A 21179-nucleotide genomic window follows, 5' to 3' on the forward strand; every position below is an offset into this window, starting at 1 on the left:
TCATGCAATTTATTATAGATTTAATGCCTCTTCTAAATATAAGGCAATACCATCTTCTTCATTTGATTTCGTAGTCGTATTAGCTAAGCTCTTTAACTGGTCGATTCCATTTTCCATGGCTACACCTTGACCAGCAAATTCAATCATTTCAAAGTCATTATCCTCATCACCAAATGCGATGATTTTTTCACGTGGGATTCCGTAAAATTCTGATACTTTCTTCAGGCCTACAGCTTTATTCATTCCAGCTTTAACAATCTCAATCACATTCCAAGGAGCGCCCCATGTACGTTGGTCGATCACTTCGGCGTGGGCATCTTTTATTAGGTGACGTAATTGTTTTTCATTTGAAGCATCAGGATGAATTAAGATGGCAGTAGGATCGTCTTGGAGGATATGGAGTAAATTCCCGTGATCGACTGGACTTGTTCCTGCTGTAAATGTGTCGACAAAGACTTTATCGAAATAGCGTAAATAGTAATCATCAATGATTTCTACCATGATATTACTCACATTAAATGCTTCACATGTTTCAATAACAGTTTTAGCTGTTTTTAAATCGAGTGGTGAGTGGTGCGTCCCGAAACTAGTGTCATGTGGGTGGTGGACAAAAGCCCCATTAAAATTCACCATTGCAGTATCAAGATTTAATTCTCTATAATATTGCATACTTGCACGGTAAGGGCGACCTGTAGAGATCACAACGATATGACCTGCTTGTCTTGCTTTTTTAATTACTTCTTTTGATCGTGGTGAGATCGTCTTTTTGTCTGTTAATAAAGTTCCATCAAGATCTAGAGCTATTAAGTGTTTATTTGTCATTATTTTATCTCCTTACTTATCTTTAATAGGTAACAAAATGTCCTTATTCCTCCAAAAAAAAGATCGTCTTTCTATGATATAGTAATCATGTATACAGTACATGCTGTTACTAAATACATTAAAACTCCATAAAGGAGGAAGCATGCGATGGAAGTTTTATTTGAGAGCTTTGGTTTTCGTGCACTTTGGACACCAGAGTTGATCATCGTTCTTCTAGTAGTTGGCGCCATTTATACTTATATTGTAACTAAGGGGCGTGTTCACTTTAAAGATGGTGCACCTGTGGCATTAAGGAAAAAAATATATTTCACCCTCGGGCTAGTTGCCTTATATATAGGGTGGGGAAGTCCATTATATGTAGCAGGTCATATTATGATTACCTTTCATATGACTCAAATGGTATTTGCTTACTTTGTAGCAGTACCGCTCTTCCTTTTAGGTACGCCTAAATGGATATTTACAGCCATTATTGATAAGTTTAAGCACACAATGCTTGGTCCCATTTTTAAAGTAGTATGGAGTCCTATTATGGCTTTATTCTTATTTAATGGACTGTTCTCATTGTATCATGTCCCATTTATGTTTGACACGTTGATGCAATCGGAGCTTTTGCACAGTTTATATCAACAATTCTTATTTGTAGCAGCTACACTTATGTGGTGGCATATGCTTGCACCTGTCCCGTCCACATCTCAGCTATCCGATTTAAGAAGGATTGGCTATATCTTTGCAAATGGAATTCTAATTACACCAGCTTGTGCATTAATTATTTTTGCCCCAGAGCCGCTATATCAAACCTATACAAACCCAGCAGTATGGGCCTCAGTTATGGCCTATTGCCTACCTGCAGGAGCGGAGGTTCCTATGTCCATCTTTAGTGGGCCTGATTCTTTTGCTTTCCTCGAGACAAGAATGGATCAGCAATTAGCGGGTGTATTAATGAAAATCATGCAAGAGATAACGTATGGGATTACAATTGGTTATGTGTTTAAGCAGTGGTTACAAAAAGAGAAACAACAAGATGGTGCATTAACAATTAGTGATATTCCTGTTCCAAAAACTTAAGCTAGAAAGAGGATTAAAATGAAAAAGTGGATTGTAGCAGTCATGAGTATGATTTTACTATCAGGATGTGGTTGGTTATACGATATGGGAGGGAGTTCAGAATATGACATTTCTGAAGCGAACCTAGAAGTTCCACCATTTGAATTTACAAACCAAGAAAATGAACCTTTTGGAAAAGAAGATCTTGAAGGGGATTATTGGCTAGCGAATATGATTTTTACCCAATGTCCTTCTGTGTGTCCAACAATGACACCGAATATGCAACGTTTACAAGATGCTATGCTTGAAGAAGGGGTTGAAATGAAATTTATTTCCTTTACCGTAGACCCTGAGCAAGATACACCAGAAGTTCTTCATCAATATGGTACAAACGTAGGTGCGAACTTTAACTACTGGAATTTTTTAACAGGTTATCATCAAGATGAGATAGCAGAGCTAGCTAAAGAAGCGTTTGCCACAATTGTGGCAGATATAGAGAATAGTGATGATATTACGCATAGTACCAGGTTTTATTTAGTAGATCCGTATGGAACGGTTATTCGACAATATGATGGCTTGCAAAGTGATCAATCGGATATCATTGATGACTTGAAATCAACCGTCAACTAATCAGATTATTTGACGGTTGTTCATTCTTTTCATACACTTTTAGCATGTCCATTAATGGAGGTGAAAAAAATGAAAAAATGGCTTCACCACCGCACCTATTTAGTGATCTTTAGTGCCGTATTTATTTTAATTGCGCTTTCTGCATGTGGAACAAATGAACAAGGTGGGGCGAATGATGGTCTAACACTCGTCAATGAAGATAATCAAGAGATCGAGCTGACGAATAAGGATCGTGCGACAATCTTATTCCACTTTACTGAAGTTGGTTGAGGGATTTGTCAACAGCAACTGGTTCAGTTGCAGGAAAATATTCATTTGTTTGATGATATCGATGCAGATCTATATGCGATAAGTGTTGATAATCCAAGTAATCATAAGCAATTAAAAGAAGCAGGCGCATTCACATATTCTTTCTTAACAGATTCTTCTTTAGAAGTATTAGATCATGTGAATATGAAGAATGATCAAATCTCTTATCGAGGTGTAAGTATTCTCGATCAAGATGGTGCGTATGTGTATCACGAAATTAATGATTTATGGGGCGAGCAGATTGAAGAAACATCTGCAAAGATTCATGAACAGATTAAAGAATTAAATGATTGAGAATAGACGCGATGGCTAATCGCGTTTTTTTTGTGCTTATTTTTCTATTTTCACCTCATCAGATATAGTAAATGGGTAAAAATTTAGATAAATTAAAAATAAAATAAAAATACAGTTGAATTTATTTTTATTCATATTTATAATGGGTAACAAGATAAAATTGCGTGAAGCGGAAATGGAGAGAATGGATTGTGAAGATTGGAATTATAGGTGCTACAGGGTATGGTGGAGCGGATTTACTTCGCTTACTTTGGCAACACCCAAAAGTCAGTGAAGTCATCACGTATACATCCTCACAGCAAGATTTGCATATTCATGAATCGTATCCACACTTAATATCGATTTATGAACAAAAATTAGAAGAATTGAACGCAGATAAAATTGCAGAGGATGTCAATGTTGTTTTTCTTGCTACTCCTCCAGGCGTATCCAGTGAATTGTCAGCGACACTTGCTAGGAGCGGGGCCCAAGTAATTGATTTATCAGGAGATTTGCGTTTAGCTAATCCTACTATCTATGAAGCGTGGTACAAACGCCGAAGTGCTCCAGTCGAATTATTAAATAAAGCGGTATACGGGTTAACGGAGTGGAATCGAGATCAGATTAGGCAGGCAAAGATTATTTCTAACCCGGGCTGTTATCCTACGGCAACGTTACTCGGATTAGCTCCTTTGATCAAAGCACAATTAGTTGAACCAGACTCAATCATTATAGATGCAAAATCTGGAACATCTGGTGCAGGGAGATCTCCATCGTTAATGACACATTTTAGTGAGATGAATGAAAATTTTAAAGCGTATCAAGTGAACACTCATAAACATGTTCCTGAAATTGAACAAGTATTGCATTCTTGGAATGAACAGATTGACACGGTAACGTTTCAACCCCACTTAGTGCCGATGGTTCGAGGGATTATGGCTACGATTTACGCCAAATCTACTAAACCGCTTACTGAAGATTATTTGCGTAAACTCTATCAAACTAGTTATCAAGAAGACAGATTTGTACGCATAAGACCGAGTGGCTTGTTTCCAGCTACGAAAGAAGTTTATGGTAGTAATTTCTGTGATATTGGCCTCACCTATGATGAACGAACAGGGCGTATAACCATCGTTTCTGTGATCGACAATGTGGTAAAAGGCGCATCAGGTCAAGCAATACAAAATTGGAACGTGATGAATGGTTGGGATGAGTCAACAGGATTGAATGTGGCACCAACCTATCCATAAGAAAGAGGTGAACCGGATGAAAATGATCAGTGAAATAGAGCAGGTAACAAAATTAAATGAAGGAGGAATAACTACTCCCAAAGGTTTTCAGGCAGTTGGGATCCATACAGGTGTCAAACGGAAAAGAAATGATCTTGGAGCCATTACATGTGAGGTCCCTTGCAGTGCAGCTGCAGTTTATACGCTAAACAAAATGCAAGCTGCACCCTTGAAAGTGACACAAGATAGTATTGAAAAAGAAGGTAAAATTCAAGCTCTTGTTGTTAACAGCGGTAATGCCAATGCTTGTACGGGAAAAAAAGGATTAGCAGATGCATATGAAATGAGACGCTTATCTGCAGAGCATTTTGGGCTTGAAGAGCACCTAGTAGCAGTCACTTCTACTGGTGTAATTGGTGAATATCTTCAAATGGATAAAATTTCTGAGGGGATTAAGCAGCTTTATCCGCAAACTACTGCAGAAGCAGCCTATGATTTTAATCAAGCCATTTTAACTACAGATACGATGCAAAAACATACATGTTATCAGACTGATGTGGACGGGAAAAAAGTAACAATCGGTGGAGTTGCAAAAGGATCGGGGATGATTCATCCGAATATGGCTACCATGCTCTCTTTTGTAACGACTGACGCTGTGATAGAGCCAGATGTCTTACAAGGAGCACTCTCTCAAATCACGAATAAAACATTTAATCGAATTACAGTGGACGGGGATACCTCTACTAATGATATGGTAGTTGTCATGGCTTCAGGTCTTGCTGGTCACACTTCTCTAACACCAGAGCACCCAGAATGGGATTCCTTTTATCAAGCATTAGAAGAAACATGTGAGGATCTTTCAAAGCTGATTGCGCGTGATGGTGAAGGAGCTACGAAGTTAATTGAAGTGCAAGTCTCCGGTGCTAAAAATGATATGGAGGCGGGGATGGTTGCCAAACAGATTGTCGGTTCAGACCTAGTGAAATCTGCAGTCTATGGTACAGATGCAAACTGGGGACGTATTATTTGTGCAATTGGCTATAGTGATTGCGATATTAATCCAGATGCGATTGATATTGCTATAGGTCCGATTCAAACATTGTCTCAAAGTAGCCCCGTTTCTTTTTCTGAGGAAGAAGCCACTGGATATATGAAAGACAGTGACACGGTAGTGATAGCAGTAGATCTACATGTAGGAGACGGTTTTGGAAAAGCTTGGGGATGTGATTTGACATATGAATACGTGCGAATAAATGCGGGTTATCGTACATGAGGGAGAGAGAAAAGATGAAAGAGCTCATTGTCATTAAATGTGGGGGGAGTACCCTTGATCAACTCACTTCTTCTTTCTTTAGATCAATTATCGAAATGAAAAACAGTGGCAAGAACATCATTATTGTACATGGTGGGGGGCCTCATATTAATCAAGTTCTAGAGCAAATGAATGTAGAATCCACTTTCGTAAAAGGTCTAAGGAAGACAACAGAAGATGTACTAGAAGCTGTTGAAATGGTCTTATGCGGTAAAGTAAATAAAAAATTAGTGACTTCCATTCAACAAGTTGAGGGACTTGCGGTTGGATTATCAGGTTGTGATGGAAAGCTACTAACGGTTAGACCAGTAGATCAAGAGAACTTAGGTTTTGTTGGAGAGCCAACGGACATTAACACCACACTGATTGATTCTTTACTTGTTGAAGGGTTTATCCCAGTCATCGCTCCAATTGGAGTAAATGAAGAAGGGACTCATTATAACGTGAATGCAGATAGTGTTGCTGCAGCGATAGCCAATGCGTTTGGTGCTCGTGAATTGGTGTTTGTAACTGATGTTGATGGGATTTTTCAAGATGATCACCTTCTTCCTAAGGCTTCTTGCGAGGAGATTGAACGATTAATTACAGATGGCACGATCTATGGTGGAATGATTCCAAAAGTAGTAGCTGCAATGAAAAGCTTAACTGGAAATGTTAAATCTGTTGTCATTATGAATGGAAAATCAGATCAATCTTTATATGACGGTGAATTAATAGGAACAAAAATCTTCAAGACTGAAAATACTCAACATGTAGTGATGTAAAGGAGGAATTGTAATGAGCGCACTATTTCCTACATATGCAAGATGGGGAATTCATCCTGTTAAAGGTCAAGGTGCTGAGCTTGTCGATGCATCTGGAACTACTTATTTAGACTTTGTTGCAGGAATTGCTGTATGTAATCTTGGTCATTGCCATCCAAAAGTCAATCAAGCTCTGAAAGATCAAGTGGATAAATTGTGGCATGTATCTAATTTATTCGAGATAGAACAGCAAGAGAAAGTTGCAAAATGCTTAACTGACAATAGTGTAGCCGATTATGCATTTTTTTGTAACAGTGGGGCAGAGGCAAATGAGGCAGCTATTAAGCTAGCGAGGAAAGCGACTGGGAAACATAAAATTGTATCATTTCAGAAGAGTTTCCATGGTCGTACACTAGGCAGTATGTCTGCTACTGGTCAGGAGAAAGTGCATGAAGGATATGGACCCTTATTACCCGAGTTTACTTACTTACCTTTTAATGATGAGGAAGCTCTTACAAAGACAATGTCAGAAGATGTCGCAGCAATTATGGTAGAAGTGATTCAAGGTGAAGGTGGCGTGGTGCCGATGACTCCATCATTTGCACGCCATATCCGATCGATTTGTGAGAAGTATAATTGTTTACTAATTATAGATGAGGTGCAGACGGGGATTGGTCGCACAGGAACTCTTTTTGCTTATGAACAGTATGACTTAGTGCCGGACATCATCACACTAGCTAAAGGACTCGGGAATGGCTTTCCAGTTGGGGCATTACTTGGTCAAGAATCGTTAGTTGATTACTTTCAACCTGGAAGTCATGGGTCAACATTCGGAGGAAATCCACTAGCAATGGCAGCTGTAAATGCTGTATTAGAAGAAGTAACAAATGATTCATTCTTACAATCGATAAAAGAAAAAGGGGAATGGTTAATTAAGCAACTAATTGAACTGAGCAACGAGTTAGATGAAATTGTAGAAGTTCGTGGCATGGGGTTAATGATTGGGATTGAGTGTAAACATGAAGTAGGCCCTATGATTGCATCCTTAAGAGAAAAACACTTACTCGTTCTCCAAGCAGGACCGAATGTGATGAGGTTACTTCCTCCATTGATTGTTAAAGAAGAGCAGTTAAAGCAAGCTCTGCAACTAATCACGAACGTATTAAAAGCTAATGCAACAGTGGTTAAGTAAAGAACTAATTGTGGCTACATGGTCTTTTTTTTAAGTCTTAATGAATAAAAATACTAAATAAAGAATATAAATTCGTTCTCGGGTGGAGGGGTTTTATGAAAGGCTATATAGTACTTGAAACAGGAGAGATATTTGAAGGGGAACTGTTAGGAGATCAAAAACAGGTACATGGAGAAATCGTCTTCTTTACAGGAATGACGGGCTATCAAGAAGTGATGACTGACCCGTCTTTTAAAGGGCAAATGGTCGTGTTTACGTATCCGTTAATAGGCAACTATGGGGTGAATCATCTGGATCATGAAAGTAAGCATTCGCAAGCTGCAGCTATCATTGTCCATCAATTAAGTAATCAAGGTTATCACTATGATGCAAATAATACTCTATCTGATTGTTGTAAAGAAAACGGAACACCACTTTTAACGGGGGTGGACACACGAGCGATTGTGAAACGAATTCGTGAAAAAGGTGACATGAGGGCGATTTTAACGACAGATTTAAAAGATGTTGATTTTACGATCATTCCTAATTTAGCCGATCAAGATGTTGTTGCAGAAGTATCTATACCGAAGAAAATAGAACTTGGGTCAGGTGATCACCATATTGTCTTACTCGATTTTGGTTACAAAAAATCAATTGTCGATCAGCTTCTTGAACTTAAGTGCAAAGTGACAATCATGCCATATGATTCATCATTTGAAGAAATTGAGGAGATGAAACCAGATGGAGTGTTGTTATCTAATGGTCCAGGTAATCCGAAGAAATTAACTGATTTACTCCCTTCGATTAAAAAGATTGCCATACGTTTTCCCACCCTTGGAATTTGTTTAGGGCATCAATTATTAGCTCTAGCATTTGGTGCGGATACGGAGAAGTTGCGTTTTGGACATAGAGGAGCTAATCAACCAGTAATAGATTGTGTGACAAATAAGGTCTATATGACCTCACAAAATCACAGTTATGTTGTAAAGCCACAATCATTAGAATATACCGGTTTTACACCGAAATTCATCAATATAAATGACCAATCGATTGAAGGGTTACTTCATAAAGAGTTGCCAATTATCACACTTCAATTTCATCCAGAAGCACATCCAGGACCTAGTGATAGTGCGCATTATTTTACCGATTTTATAGAGATGGTAGAGAAGAAAGGGAGAGAGAAGACATATGCCTAAACAAGAACAACTTCATACTGTTCTAGTCATTGGATCAGGTCCCATTGTGATCGGTCAGGCAGCAGAGTTTGATTATGCAGGCACGCAAGCATGTCTTGCACTTAAAGAAGAGGGGATCAAAGTAATCCTCGTTAATAATAATCCAGCAACCGTTATGACAGATGAGGCATGTGCTGATGTCGTTTATTTTGAACCATTGACTGTTAATAGCATCAAGCAAATTATCGACAAAGAAAAACCAGATGGTTTGTTAGCGACATTAGGTGGCCAAACAGGATTAAACTTGGCATTAGCTTTACATGATCAAGGCATTTTAGATGAGTATGATGTTGAATTATTGGGTACACCAATTGATTCTATTAAAAAAGGTGAAGATCGAGAAGCCTTTCGAACATTAATGAATGAACTAAATGAGCCAGTCCCAGAAAGTGACATAGTCAATACAGTTGAAGGTGCAATTACGTTTGCAGAGAAAGTAGGTTACCCGATTATCGTTCGCCCTGCTTACACGTTAGGGGGAGCTGGAGGGGGAATAGCAAGTGATGAACCAGAATTGTTACGAATTATTAAAGGTGGGTTAGCACTAAGCCCAATTAACCAATGCCTGATCGAAAAGAGCATCGCTGGCTTTAAGGAAATTGAATATGAAGTGATGCGAGACGATAATGATACATGCATTACGATTTGTAACATGGAGAACATTGATCCTGTTGGCATACATACAGGAGATTCAATTGTTGTAGCCCCTTCGCAAACGTTAACAGACATAGAGTACCAAATGCTACGGTCAGTCTCAATAAAGATTATTCGTGCATTAGGAATAGTAGGCGGCTGTAACATTCAATTTGCGCTTGACCCTTATAGTAAAACGTACTATTTAATCGAGGTAAATCCACGTGTTAGTCGTTCATCAGCATTAGCTTCAAAAGCAACTGGATATCCAATTGCACGAATGGCGGCTAAGCTTAGCATCGGATATCAACTACATGAATTAATTAATCCTGTGACTGGACACACTTATGCAAGCTTTGAGCCAGCCCTTGATTATGTGGTGGTGAAGTTCCCGCGTTGGCCTTTTGATAAGCTTGTCCATGCAGAGCGTCAGCTTGGAACACAAATGAAAGCAACAGGAGAGGTAATGGCAATTGAACGGAATCTTGAAGCTGGTATTCAAAAAGCTGTGAGATCGCTTGAAATTAAAGTAGAGGGATTAACATTACCGAGCCTTAAAAAAATGACTGAATCGGAGCTTTGGGATCTGGTAATAAAGGCTGATGATCGTCGCTTTTTTGCCATTATGGAGCTATTAAGAAAAGGAATATCGATAAATGATGTCCACGAAGCGACTCAAATTAACCTCTTTTTCTTAAATGCTTTTCACAATTTAGTTGTCCTAGAAAATCAAATAAAAAATAACACCTTAAATTCTGTTACCAAAAATGAATTAAGCCTATATAAAACGAACGGTTTTCAAGATCATTGGATAGGAATGGTGTGGGGGGTGTCTGAGTCAGCAATTAGACAAAAGAGAAAACTTTTCGGCATCGTCCCTCGTTATAAAATGGTCGATACATGTGCTGGTGAATTTACGGCTTCGACTTCTTATTATTACTCAAGTTGGAGTGGGGAAGAAGATGTTGAACTGACAAAAGATAAAAAGAAAATCATCATTCTCGGCTCAGGACCTATTCGTATAGGTCAAGGTATAGAATTTGATTATTGCTCAGTACATGGGGCACTAAGCCTTAATCGCTTAGGATATGAAGCTATTATTATCAATAATAATCCTGAAACGGTAAGTACCGATTATGCTACTGCAGATCGTTTATACTTTGAGCCTCTAACTGTAGAAGATGTATTAAATATTATCGACCTTGAACAACCAGAGGGTGTTGTCGTGGGACTAGGTGGCCAAACTGCTATCTCTTTAGTAGAAGGACTCGAAAAAGCAGGTGTGCATATATACGGTACAACCATTAAGACGATTGATCAGCTTGAGGATCGCGGGAAGTTTTATGAATTTATGAATGAAGTGAACGTTCCACATATTCCAGGAGTTACAGCAGAAAATAGCCAAGAAGCTATTCAGAAAGCGATTGATATTGGGTTTCCCGTTTTAATTAGACCTTCCTACGTCATCGGCGGGCAGGGGATGATGATTGCCACTTCTAAAGAAGAATTAGAAGATATTCTTGCAGTTAATCATCATGATTTAGCGTATCCAATACTAATAGATGCTTATTATCCAGGGATTGAATTAGAAGTCGATGTTTTAACAGATGGTGAAGACATCTATATTGCCGGTTTATTTGAACAAGTTGAAAAAGCAGGTGTTCATTCTGGAGATAGTATTGCTGTGACCCCAACCTATTCAATCTCAGATTCAACAAAAGAGTTGATCTTACAGTATACAAAGCAAATGGCTAATGGCATGAACTTGCGTGGGATTTTCAATGTTCAATTTGTACATTATAAAGGAGCTTTATATGTGATTGAGATAAATCCGAGAGCCTCACGAACGGTTCCGATTCTCAGTAAAATTAACGGAGAACCATTAATTGAGTACACGATCGATCTTTTATTAGGGAAGAAGTTAAAAGAGATTACCAAAAAAACCGGCTTTGCTCCTACACCACCCTTTTATACGGTGAAGGCCCCTGTGTTTTCTTATCAAAAGCTCTCAGGTGTTGACCCAATCCTAGAGGCTGAAATGAAATCAACAGGTGAATTAATCAGTATAAGCTCTGACTTAAACGAGGCATTCAAAAAGACATTTGAAGCTTTAGAAGGTGGCTCTTCCCTTGTTGGGTCGAAGGGATCAATATTTATTGAAGTCGATGAGTCTTATCTTCAGGAATTTGAGAAATACAAACAAGTGCTTCTAGATGAGGGCTTTACAATCATTGAAGATGAGTTTGACCAGTGGATTCATTCAAATGAAGCTGCACTACTCATAAGTCTACCAAAAGCAGGCTATAAAACAGGTATGGATAAACGTATTGAAGCCTTAAAACAACGTGTCGGTGTTATTACAGAGCTAACAACGTTAGATGTAATGTTAAAAGGGAATGAATCAACGTCTAGTCATTTGTTATCCATTGAGGAATGGAGAGCTAGAACGAGTGAGCTCGTACAATAAACAAGTAAAGGTAGTGTTGCAAGTGAGTGGTCAAACAGTATATAAAAAAACGAATCTTAAAGGGAGAGATTTTTTAACCTTATTAGATTATACTTCCGAAGAAGTGAATCAACTACTAGATGAAGCGATTCAACTAAAGAATGCGACAAAAGAACAGCCTATACAGCCGATTCTCTCAGGAAAATCATTAGGAATGATCTTTGAAAATGCCTCAACGAGAACACGTGTCTCATTTGAGGTTGGAATGACCCAATTAGGAGGTCATGCTCTTTTCTTAAGCCCAAGAGATTTACAAATTGGCCGAGGTGAACCCGTACAGGATACCGCTAAAGTTTTATCGCGTTATGTAGATGCCATTATGATTAGAACCAATTCTCATGAAATGGTAGAAGAGCTTGCTGAACACGCAGATGTTCCTGTTATCAATGCATTAACAGATGCATTTCATCCATGTCAAGGGCTTGCTGATCTATTAACGATTAAAGAGCATAAGCCAGGAGCTCTTAAATTGAAATTAGCCTATGTTGGTGATGGGAATAACGTTGCCCATTCCCTTCTTGTTGCAGGAGCCAAGGTGGGTATGGATGTTTCTGTTGCCACTCCAAAAGGCTATGAAGTAAATCAAGAAATCTTTAAAAAGGCAAGTGAAGCAGCAAAGGAAACGGGAGCGATTTTAACTCAAACGACTGACCCTGTTGAAGCAGTAGAAGATGCAGATGTTATTTACACAGATGTATGGGCTAGTATGGGGTTTGAGGGAGAGCAAGCAGAGCGAGTAAAAGCATTTCTCCCTTATCAAGTAAATGAAGCCTTAACGGCGCATGCTAAACCCGATTATTTATTCTTACATTGTTTACCTGCTCACCGTGGCGAGGAAGTCACGGCTGATGTAATTGACGGAGGTCATTCTGTTGTTTATGATCAGGCAGAAAATCGACTTCATGCACAAAAAGCCATTTTAACTTCAATACTTTCGTAAAAAAGTGAGCGCCACTCATGATTCTTCTTAATCTGGAAACTCTAAGGGAGAAGGAGGGATCATTATGGGTCAAAACAAACAATTTGATCATGGTCAAAAAGCGCCTAACAATGGTATTTATGTTGAAATTGGTGAAACAGGCAGCATGGTTCAAAATCCAAAGTCAGTAAAGCTTGAAGCTGGGGACACATTTCCAGAAAACACAAACCACAATAGAAAGTGGACTCAAAAGCGCAAGCCATAATAAAAAAAGCAGCAAGTACGGACATATGTCTATACTTGCTGTTTTTTTGATAAAAAGAATATCATCATTTGTCTCATTCCGTTTTCTTTAACATATGCATAGGGTAATAAGAAAGTATCTTAAAGGAGAGGAGAGGTTGATAATATGTCATTAAATGAAACCTTCTTTAAACTTGAAAACCAGTGGAATCTCCTCTTTTTTCCTGAGAGACCAAATGGGTTTGCAGTGTTAATTATTGGAGAGCATCCAAAGAGTGTAGAAGCGGATACAAGCATTTGGCATCAACATCCTGAACGGTTTTCTTTTATACATTCTTTACTAAATGAAGGCTATACAGTCTTCACCTCTGAATTATTTGGTAAGCATTGGGGAAGTAGTCGTGCGGTTGATTATATGGAGCAACTGTATCATTTAATTTATAAGCGTGCTCTTTTAAATAAAAAAGTTCATCTTATTGCAGAAGGAAGTGGAGCCCTTGTCACTCAAGCACTTCTTAAAAGAAGGCCCGAAGTCATTCGTTCTGCATTTTTTATTAATCCTTGCATGTATCTAGACGCATTTGCAAAGCAAGAAGAGCAGAACAAACTTTATTATAAACGCTTCATACGCGAGTTTTTGACGGCACATGGTTTATCACAAGACGAACTAGATCCTTCAGTATTTAAAAGACAGCTTTCTTTAAATGAACCCAATGAATGCCCACCATTGCATATCATACATGATGTCACAAATAAACGGTATCCCTTTGAACAACATAGTCGACCTTTTACAAAGGAATGTGAAGATAATAACATTCCAATCACCCTCAGTTTACATGGAGGTAGTAAAAGCTATTCTTCGTTTATCCATCCGGCACTAAAATTTTTTAAGAAAACTGAAATGAAACTGTAACTCCTCTTGCCTCTAGGTCAAGAGGGAAGATACATAGGAGGGATACAGATGGAACGTGTTTGTGTCACAGGTGCATTAGGTTTTATAGGATTTCATTTATGCAATCGACTGTTGAATGAAGGAATCGAAGTGATTGCTGTAGATCATTTACAAAAAGACCGTACACTAGAAGAGGAAGAAATGGAACTTAGAATGGGGAGGAATGCCCACTATCATTTGCATAAACTAACATTGGATTCACTCCATACTATAAATGATTTCAGTAAGATCGATGCAATCTTTCATATAGCTGCAAATGATCAACAACTATTAAAAGAAACAGCTGAATCAGAATTAGCTATGCTCGATAAAATGATAAAAAAGCTTCCTGCAAATACGAGGCTCATTTATGCATCCAGTACAGAGGTGTACGGAGATCAAGAAGGAGAAATATCAGAATCAGCCCCTTTAAGACCGGACACACTATTAGGTAAGCATAAACAAAAAATGGAAAAGAGTATTGCTCAGCTTTCAATGGAACAGTCAGTTGTATGCTCGATCGTACGAATGCCAGTAGTGTATGGACCTTGGCAACCAGAATATGTAGAAAAGGTCGATTATAACATGGCCATCTATATTTCAGATGCAGTAAATGGTCTTATGTTAGCGGCTATGAAAAAAAAGGGAAATGAAGTTTTTCACCTGCCTTCCTTTTTTGATGTTGATTGTTCAGAGCAACGTCCACAATCTTTAGAAGGTTCTTTTTTATCGACATCTAAGTCAGAAAATCAATTAGGATATAAGCCACAAGTTCGGGTGAAGGAAGGGCTTGCAAAATATAACGAGCATGTGAAACAATGGCAAAAGCAATGTGAGTTTCAAAAAGGAAGTGGCTAAGATGGAATTATTTCGCTCATTTATGGGTATCATTATTTTTGCGCTTTTTGCTTTGACTTCTTTTTTTATAGGTCAGATGCTATTCGGATTAACTGATGGCATAAGCGTGTTAATAGCGATTGTGATAGGGATTGGTGCTGAAGTGATTTACAGACGATTAAGTAATAAGAGGAACGATTAAAACAAAGACTCCTATTAAAAAGAGTCTTTTTTATTTTGAAATGTATGGGTAATAAGAAGAAAAAAGAGGTTTGGCTTTATTTAGAAGAGGGTGTTTGCTTCTTTTTTTTTTACACTTATGACATAATAGAATGATATTAACTGAGAATAAATGATTCCTAGTGGGTTAAATCTTATTATTCGCATCTACTCATGACCCTAGACGAAAACTTGATAGAGAATAAAGCACCTTTTTATTCAACTTAATCGAGCATTAAAAGAGGTGAAAGTAGAATGCACAAAATGACTACATTATTCGTTCACGCCTTATTATCAGGTGATCAGTTTGAAGCTTGGAAAATCGTCCAAATGTATCAACAACATAAGAATAGTAGCTCAGACTTTTATGAGGATCTAATTACTCAATCAATGAGAGAAATCGGTCATCTATGGGAAACGAATCAAATTACTGTAGCAGAAGAACACTTAGCGACATCTACTTGTAATTTTATCCTTGCTTATCATCATTCAAAACGAACATCAAACATTCGCTACATGACAGAGCGACCTAAGGCGATGTTTTTATGTATTGAAGAAGAGCAGCATGACATTGGATTGAAGTTGACTTCTCATTTATTTGAGCAAAGTGGGTGGAGTACCAAGTTGTATGGAGCAAACCTACCTTTAGATGCTTTATTGGATGCTGCTCATGAATGGAAGCCTGATATCATTGGTTTATCCGTTTCGATTCCTTATCATTTAGTGAATCTTAAAAAGTACGTATCTCAATTAGAAAATATAGAACACCAGCCAACTGTGTTGGTAGGTGGGAGATTAGTAGAGCAATATGATTTATCCCCACATTGTTCAGACAAAACCCTACTTATAAAAGGTATCAAGCAGCTAGAAGAGTGGCTACTAAATAATTCTGCTGGAGTGAAAGTGAATGTTCAACATTAAATATATACCTGTTCCATATCTTATTTTTGATCGTAGCCTTAAAGTCATTGAAACATCAGAGGATGCTGATCAAATATTCCCCCCTTCATTAACGGTAGAAGACTTGATTGATGAAGGTAGTAGGAATAAATTCAAACATTTATTAGAGGGTAATGAGCGACAAGAGTGTGAGCTAGTTTTAAAAACGGAAGAAGTCCCTATGGCTCTCTTCGATTGTTCCTTCCAATGGAGAGACGATGCATGTCATATGATCTGCATAAGAAAAAATAGTGACATTGAACGTCTTGAAGAGTTGGTTAAACAACATAGTAAACGTCTAGCTAATACAAACTTTGAGCTATTAGAGAATAAGGAAAGCTTAGAGAACTCGATCATGAAAATAAAACGACTCTCAGCCCCTTTTATTAAAATCTCCAAAACGACTGGTGTGGTAATGCTTTTTGGGGAATTAGATAAAAGCTTAATTGAAGTTAACCAAAACGTATTATCGGAAAGAGCGTTTAAAGGTGAATATGAACAGATACTATTCGATTTTAACGGAATTGGAGAATTTGAAGAAGGTGGAATTGAGGCATTTTGTTATTTACTTCAACGACTGCAAGTAATGGGTATTGATTCGAGTGTAATAGGATTAAAACCCAACCAAGCCTTTCACTTTAATAGACAAGGAAAAGAGCTTCAAGCATCTTTTAAGACTAACCTACATGACGTGATTCACACCTATTTAAGTTCATAAGAAGAAAAAGGATGGCTCTTTGCAGCCATCCTTTTTTGTTTGTTTTTGTTCCTTAAGATTGAGATTTATAAAATGAGTTTTCGTAGAATTTAATGTTTGGATATTTGTCGATGGCTGTTCTCATTTGGAAGTCATTATCAAAGAGGGCAACCATTCGGCCATCACGGTCTGTAACGAGATTTCGTTGCATTTTTTTGAACGTATTCATCTCACTCTCTGGTCCATCCACCCATCGTGCAAAGGAATAAGGAAGACGCTCTAATTGGATATCTACATGATATTCATTTTTTAGACGATGTTCTAACACTTCAAACTGCAGCACACCAACAACTCCGACAATTTGTTGTTCACTAAAACGATTGAATGTCTTAAATAATTGAATAGCGCCTTCTTCAGTTAATTGTTGGAGGCCCTTCTCAAATGACTTATGCTTTAGAGCTTCTTTTACAGAAATAGCCGAGAAATACTCTGGTGAGAAGTGTGGCATCTCATCAAATTCAAATTCTTGTCCTTCAACTAATGTATCACCAATTCTAAACGTACCTGGATCAAAAAGTCCGATAATATCACCAGCGTGAGCCTCATCGACAATACTTCTACTTTGGGCTAAAAATTGTGTAGGCTGAGATAGCTTTAAATTCTTACCAAGCCTTACATGCTTTACTTGCATTCCTCTTTCGAATTTACCAGAAGTAATTCGAAGAAAAGCAACTCTGTCACGGTGAGCTGGATTCATATTAGCTTGAATTTTAAAGATAAATCCCGAAAAGCCTTTATGGGTAAGGGGGTCAATGATCCCCTTTGTACTTTCACGAGGTGTAGGCCATGGAGAAAGTTTGAGCATATGTTCAAGGAAAGTTTGAACACCGAAGCTCGAAATCGCACTACCAAAAAAGATTGGTGTTAACTCTCCATTTTTTACTTGATCAAGATCGAACTCATCTCCTGCGACATCTAAAAGCTCAAGTTCTTCTCTAAATTGAGCAACAAGGTCTTCGTCGTTTATTGCTTCATCTAGTTTAGGGTCATCTGGTCCTGATAATTGAATGACATCAATATCTTTAGGATTTTCAGGATTGTACAATTCAAGTTTCTTATTATGGCGGTCATATACACCAGTAAAGGATTGCCCCATACCTATCGGCCAACCCATTGGGTAAGAACGAATACCTAATAAGTCTTCTAATTCCTCCATCAATTCAAATGGATCGCGTCCTTGGCGATCAAGTTTATTCATAAATGTAAAGATCGGAATTCCGCGCATTTTACAAACTTTAAATAGTTTCTTTGTTTGAGCCTCGACCCCTTTAGCGGCATCAATTAACATGGTTGCAGAATCAGCAGCGGTTAATGTTCGATACGTATCTTCACTAAAGTCCTCATGTCCAGGTGTGTCTAATATATTTACATGATATCCGTCATACAAAAACTCAAGTACGGAGCTTGTAACAGAAATACCACGTTGTTTCTCAATTTCCATCCAGTCACTCATAGCGTGTTTACTATTTTTGCGTCCCTTTACTGTTCCAGCTTCACGGATAGCACCACCAAATAAGAGCAATTTTTCAGTAAGAGTTGTTTTACCAGCATCCGGATGGGAGATGATCGCAAATGTCCGTCTCGATTGTACGGCTTGGTTTTCGTTCATATTGAATTCCTCGTTTCTTCAAATCAGTATCATTTCATTATACCAGTCTTATGGAGGGGATTCATCCATTAAAAAGAGTTGTATGAGCCAATAATGTTTGATCCTACTTAATAACTATTTATTTTCCAGGCTGAAATAAGAGAGTATCTTACAATTTGATTACAAAACGAAAGATATGACAAGTTTGGCAGGTGTTTATAATGAAAATAACGAATACTAACTTGTCCAAACCAATTAGGTTAAACCAGGACTTTTATAACGTATCTTTAAACGAAGCAGAAAAAAATCTCTGAATGTTTTATACTATTTTATAGTAGGGATTTATCAGGAGAGTGCCAACATGCATATTCAACGATTGCTTATTTTAATATTATTACCATTATTTATGTTCGTTATGGGTTGTTCAAGTGAAGCAAGCGAATCAAGTTTAGACGGTGTGGGATTATTAATTGAAGATACAATTGATGATCAAGGGTGGAACAGCAAAGGCTATCAAGGTCTATTAAACATTCACTCTTCTTTGGATGTGCATGTAGACTTTAGAGAAGAAGTAAATTCAAGATACGATGTTATTTCAGCAACCAACGCTTTTATTGATCAAGATATTAATTTGATCTTTGGTCACGGACATATTTTTGCTGAGTATTTTTCGGAAATAAGTGAGGACTATCCAAGTATTCACTTTGTTAGTTTTAATGGTGAAGTGAATGGCGACAATGTGACGAACCTAGAGTTTGATAGTTATGCGATGGGTTTTTTTGCTGGTATGGTTGGGGCAGCTAGTACGCAATCAAATCATATTGCGGCCATAGCTGCATTTCCATGGCAACCTGAGTTAGAAGGTTTTAAAGATGGTGCTATACATATGGACCCAAATGTTGACGTCACAATTAAATATGTAGAGGATTGGACCGATGTAGAGAAGGCTTTAGATTACTTTGATCAATTAAAGCATGAAGGAATTGATGTTTATTACCCAGCAGGGGATGGATTTCATGTTGAGGTCATTGAGCAAGTAAAGCAAGAAGGGCTTTATGCTATTGGATATGTAGGGGATCAATCTGATCTAGGAGAAGCAACGGTTTTAACGAGTACAGTCCAGCATGTTGATCAACTGTATGAACTGGTAGCTCAACAATTTAAGGCTGGTGCCCTGCAGCCCGGGAATCACACATTTGATTTTCCAGATGGCGTGATCTCTTTAGGAAGTTTTAGCCCTCAAGTCCCGACTGATCTCAAAGAACATATTGAAGAGGCTATAGATGCATATATCGAAAACGGTACCCTTCCAAATGAAGAATAAACGCGTCCTTCTTGCTTTCCTTATCTACTCATAGTAAATTTAAAGGTGAGTCTAAGAATGAAGAGGTGGAATAATGAATAATCAAGAACAGAATATGAAATTTATGCAAATCGCAATGAAGCATTTACCAGAGGGAAAAAAAATCTTAGATGATAAAGGGATCGAGCTAAATATGGACGATCTTCAACCGATGCTTGAACTACTGTTAAACGTTATGTCTGAAGCATATGAACTTGGAAAAGAAGAGAGTATGGAAAATAAATCATAAATCTAAATAAATTGAGAGGCTCGCCTGAATGACTAAGGTTTGAGCCTCTTTCTATGAATAGGAGTGAGACTTTTGACAAAGGAAGAAAAGCTACAAGCATTTGCTGATAAAATGAAGGAGGGATTTAAACTCGTTTCTGAAAAGAGAAATGAGGAGGCTATTGAAACGCTGAAGCCATTTGTAGAGTTGATGAAAAAAAGTGGTGGAGAGCACATTCGTTTGTTTGTTCATTATAGTTTAGCTCAAATTCGCACGGGTGATTTTAATGGCTTTTTAGAAACGTATGAAGCAGTTAGGATTATGAAAGCCAAAACAGAAGAAGAAGAGAGATTAAAAGAACAATTAGACGGTTTTTTTACTGAGCTTATGGAACAGCTCGGGAATGCTTCAGGACAATCGGAGTGAGGACACGCTCAAAAAGAGACTACCTTCCATAGGATGTAGAGAATCTATGTGAAGGAGTTGGGATGGATGAACTATCAGCCTTACCAGCCATATCAACAAATGGCCCGTTCAGGTCATGGTCATCATCATGATCAGCGCTATTTCCCTTTTGTTCCGTTTTTGGGCGGATTAGCGATTGGTGGCTTGTTGTTTAATAATTATGGTCGACCACCCGTTTATTATAGCCCTAATTATGGACCGAATTTTGGACCGAATTTTGGTCCTGGTTTCGGACCGAGTTATGGACCTAGCTACGGACCTAATTATGGTCCGAATTTCGGTTCGAATTTTGGACCTGTATACTACTATCGTTAAAAACAAAAGAAAGCGACAACCGTTATGCGTTGTCGCTTTCTTTTTGTTCATTATTTTCGATTTTTTTTGAGGGTGGGGCTGTCGTATCTGTTGGTTTTTGTTGTTGAGTGAAAAACGTGGTGATGACCCCCATGAATGGAGCAAGTTTTTCTAATGTTGGTGCAACTGTTTGAACAAGTGTTAAAAATTGTTCTAATTGAGTAGGGGGTGCCTTGATTTCCTCTTTTTTTGGAGTGGGCTTAGGGGGTGCTCCAAACATGAGTTGGGAAAAAAGATCTGCTTGTGGTTCTTCACGATTTTTGTCGCTCATATTGATCCTCCTTACTACAAAACCAAGTTGACTCTTTATTAGTGTATGGGCCAAACCCCTTTTTTGTGTTCAAATAATCGCCCGTTTCAAAGTGGGACGTAACAATTACAACTAGACAGATATATATTGATAAGATAAAATTAGTAGTAGGTACTAATAATAACTCGTAAATAATTGA

General features: G+C 38.0%; 24 protein-coding genes. 21 read left to right on the plus strand and 3 right to left on the minus strand.

Going from position 1 to position 21179, the window contains the following annotated elements:
• Nucleotides 1–12: 12 nt before the first annotated feature.
• The gene (locus AB3N04_RS16505) at nt 13–822 is read right to left on the minus strand and encodes a Cof-type HAD-IIB family hydrolase (protein ID WP_368503749.1); all 810 of its coding nucleotides are present in this window, start codon (nt 820–822) and stop codon (nt 13–15) included.
• Between the two features lie 147 nt (nt 823–969).
• On the opposite strand from AB3N04_RS16505, the gene ctaG reads away from it, so the two are divergent.
• From ctaG to AB3N04_RS16590, 17 genes are all read left to right on the plus strand, one after another.
• Nucleotides 970–1887, plus strand: a complete 918-nt coding sequence (ctaG, locus tag AB3N04_RS16510; protein WP_368503750.1) for a cytochrome c oxidase assembly factor CtaG — start codon at nt 970–972, stop codon at nt 1885–1887.
• Nucleotides 1888–1905: 18 nt separating this feature from the next.
• On the plus strand, nt 1906–2496 hold the full coding sequence (locus AB3N04_RS16515) for an SCO family protein (protein WP_368503751.1): 591 nt from the start codon (nt 1906–1908) through the stop codon (nt 2494–2496).
• A gap of 69 nt (nt 2497–2565) precedes the next feature.
• Nucleotides 2566–2766, plus strand: a complete 201-nt coding sequence (locus tag AB3N04_RS16520; RefSeq protein ID WP_368503752.1) for a hypothetical protein — start codon at nt 2566–2568, stop codon at nt 2764–2766.
• Between the two features lie 45 nt (nt 2767–2811).
• Nucleotides 2812–3099 carry a redoxin domain-containing protein gene (locus tag AB3N04_RS16525; protein WP_368503753.1) on the plus strand — a complete coding sequence of 96 codons (288 nt, stop codon included), beginning with the start codon at nt 2812–2814 and terminating at the stop codon, nt 3097–3099.
• A 191-nt stretch (nt 3100–3290) separates the two neighbouring features.
• A complete protein-coding gene (gene argC, locus AB3N04_RS16530; RefSeq protein ID WP_368503754.1) occupies nt 3291–4328 on the plus strand; it encodes an N-acetyl-gamma-glutamyl-phosphate reductase in 1038 nt (345 codons plus the stop codon).
• A 16-nt stretch (nt 4329–4344) separates the two neighbouring features.
• Nucleotides 4345–5580, plus strand: a complete 1236-nt coding sequence (gene argJ, locus AB3N04_RS16535; RefSeq protein WP_368503755.1) for a bifunctional ornithine acetyltransferase/N-acetylglutamate synthase — start codon at nt 4345–4347, stop codon at nt 5578–5580.
• Between the two features lie 14 nt (nt 5581–5594).
• Nucleotides 5595–6383 carry an acetylglutamate kinase gene (argB, locus tag AB3N04_RS16540; RefSeq protein ID WP_368503756.1) on the plus strand — a complete coding sequence of 263 codons (789 nt, stop codon included), beginning with the start codon at nt 5595–5597 and terminating at the stop codon, nt 6381–6383.
• A 13-nt stretch (nt 6384–6396) separates the two neighbouring features.
• Nucleotides 6397–7554 carry an acetylornithine transaminase gene (locus tag AB3N04_RS16545; RefSeq protein WP_368503757.1) on the plus strand — a complete coding sequence of 386 codons (1158 nt, stop codon included), beginning with the start codon at nt 6397–6399 and terminating at the stop codon, nt 7552–7554.
• Nucleotides 7555–7649: 95 nt separating this feature from the next.
• Nucleotides 7650–8729, plus strand: coding sequence for a carbamoyl phosphate synthase small subunit (locus tag AB3N04_RS16550; RefSeq protein WP_368503758.1), 1080 nt, complete (start codon nt 7650–7652; stop codon nt 8727–8729).
• Nucleotides 8722–11868, plus strand: a complete 3147-nt coding sequence (locus AB3N04_RS16555; RefSeq protein ID WP_368503759.1) for a carbamoyl phosphate synthase large subunit — start codon at nt 8722–8724, stop codon at nt 11866–11868. Before AB3N04_RS16550 ends, AB3N04_RS16555 begins: the two co-directional genes overlap by 8 nt.
• A 22-nt stretch (nt 11869–11890) precedes the next feature.
• A complete protein-coding gene (gene argF, locus AB3N04_RS16560; RefSeq protein WP_368506078.1) occupies nt 11891–12847 on the plus strand; it encodes an ornithine carbamoyltransferase in 957 nt (318 codons plus the stop codon).
• A gap of 64 nt (nt 12848–12911) precedes the next feature.
• On the plus strand, nt 12912–13091 hold the full coding sequence (locus AB3N04_RS16565) for a YjzC family protein (RefSeq protein ID WP_368503760.1): 180 nt from the start codon (nt 12912–12914) through the stop codon (nt 13089–13091).
• Nucleotides 13092–13235: 144 nt separating this feature from the next.
• Nucleotides 13236–13982 carry an alpha/beta hydrolase gene (locus AB3N04_RS16570; protein WP_368503761.1) on the plus strand — a complete coding sequence of 249 codons (747 nt, stop codon included), beginning with the start codon at nt 13236–13238 and terminating at the stop codon, nt 13980–13982.
• Between the two features lie 48 nt (nt 13983–14030).
• Nucleotides 14031–14858, plus strand: a complete 828-nt coding sequence (locus tag AB3N04_RS16575) for an NAD-dependent epimerase/dehydratase family protein (RefSeq protein ID WP_368503762.1) — start codon at nt 14031–14033, stop codon at nt 14856–14858.
• A gap of 1 nt (nt 14859) precedes the next feature.
• Complete coding sequence (locus tag AB3N04_RS16580) at nt 14860–15039, plus strand: hypothetical protein (RefSeq protein WP_317122218.1); 180 nt, start codon at nt 14860–14862, stop codon at nt 15037–15039.
• A 272-nt stretch (nt 15040–15311) separates the two neighbouring features.
• Nucleotides 15312–15977: a B12-binding domain-containing protein gene (locus AB3N04_RS16585; protein ID WP_368503763.1), complete on the plus strand. Its 666-nt coding sequence runs from the start codon at nt 15312–15314 to the stop codon at nt 15975–15977.
• Entirely contained in the window at nt 15964–16713 is a 750-nt protein-coding gene (locus tag AB3N04_RS16590) for a hypothetical protein (RefSeq protein ID WP_368503764.1), read from the plus strand. The genes AB3N04_RS16585 and AB3N04_RS16590 overlap by 14 nt, the downstream gene beginning before the upstream one ends.
• 52 nt (nt 16714–16765) lie before the next feature.
• On the opposite strand, the gene AB3N04_RS16595 is transcribed toward AB3N04_RS16590, so the two are convergent.
• On the minus strand, nt 16766–18361 hold the full coding sequence (locus AB3N04_RS16595) for a peptide chain release factor 3 (RefSeq protein ID WP_368503765.1): 1596 nt from the start codon (nt 18359–18361) through the stop codon (nt 16766–16768).
• A 340-nt stretch (nt 18362–18701) separates the two neighbouring features.
• Between AB3N04_RS16595 and AB3N04_RS16600 the strand changes: the two genes are divergently transcribed.
• The 4 genes from AB3N04_RS16600 (at nt 18702) to AB3N04_RS16615 (ending at nt 20691) form a co-directional block, all read left to right on the plus strand.
• Nucleotides 18702–19664, plus strand: a complete 963-nt coding sequence (locus tag AB3N04_RS16600) for a BMP family ABC transporter substrate-binding protein (protein WP_368503766.1) — start codon at nt 18702–18704, stop codon at nt 19662–19664.
• 73 nt (nt 19665–19737) lie between these two features.
• Entirely contained in the window at nt 19738–19932 is a 195-nt protein-coding gene (locus tag AB3N04_RS16605; RefSeq protein ID WP_317122223.1) for a ComZ family protein, read from the plus strand.
• A 72-nt stretch (nt 19933–20004) separates the two neighbouring features.
• Complete coding sequence (locus AB3N04_RS16610) at nt 20005–20337, plus strand: hypothetical protein (RefSeq protein ID WP_368503767.1); 333 nt, start codon at nt 20005–20007, stop codon at nt 20335–20337.
• A gap of 66 nt (nt 20338–20403) precedes the next feature.
• Nucleotides 20404–20691, plus strand: a complete 288-nt coding sequence (locus tag AB3N04_RS16615; protein WP_368503768.1) for a penicillin-binding protein — start codon at nt 20404–20406, stop codon at nt 20689–20691.
• Nucleotides 20692–20713: 22 nt separating this feature from the next.
• Here the strand turns inward: AB3N04_RS16615 and AB3N04_RS16620 are convergent, their stop codons facing one another.
• Entirely contained in the window at nt 20714–21001 is a 288-nt protein-coding gene (locus tag AB3N04_RS16620; protein ID WP_368503769.1) for a hypothetical protein, read from the minus strand.
• Nucleotides 21002–21179 lie beyond the last annotated feature (178 nt).

The sequence above is a fragment of the Alkalihalophilus sp. As8PL genome (genome assembly GCF_040939795.1).
Lineage (GTDB): Bacteria > Bacillota > Bacilli > Bacillales > Bacillaceae_D > Alkalihalophilus > Alkalihalophilus lindianensis.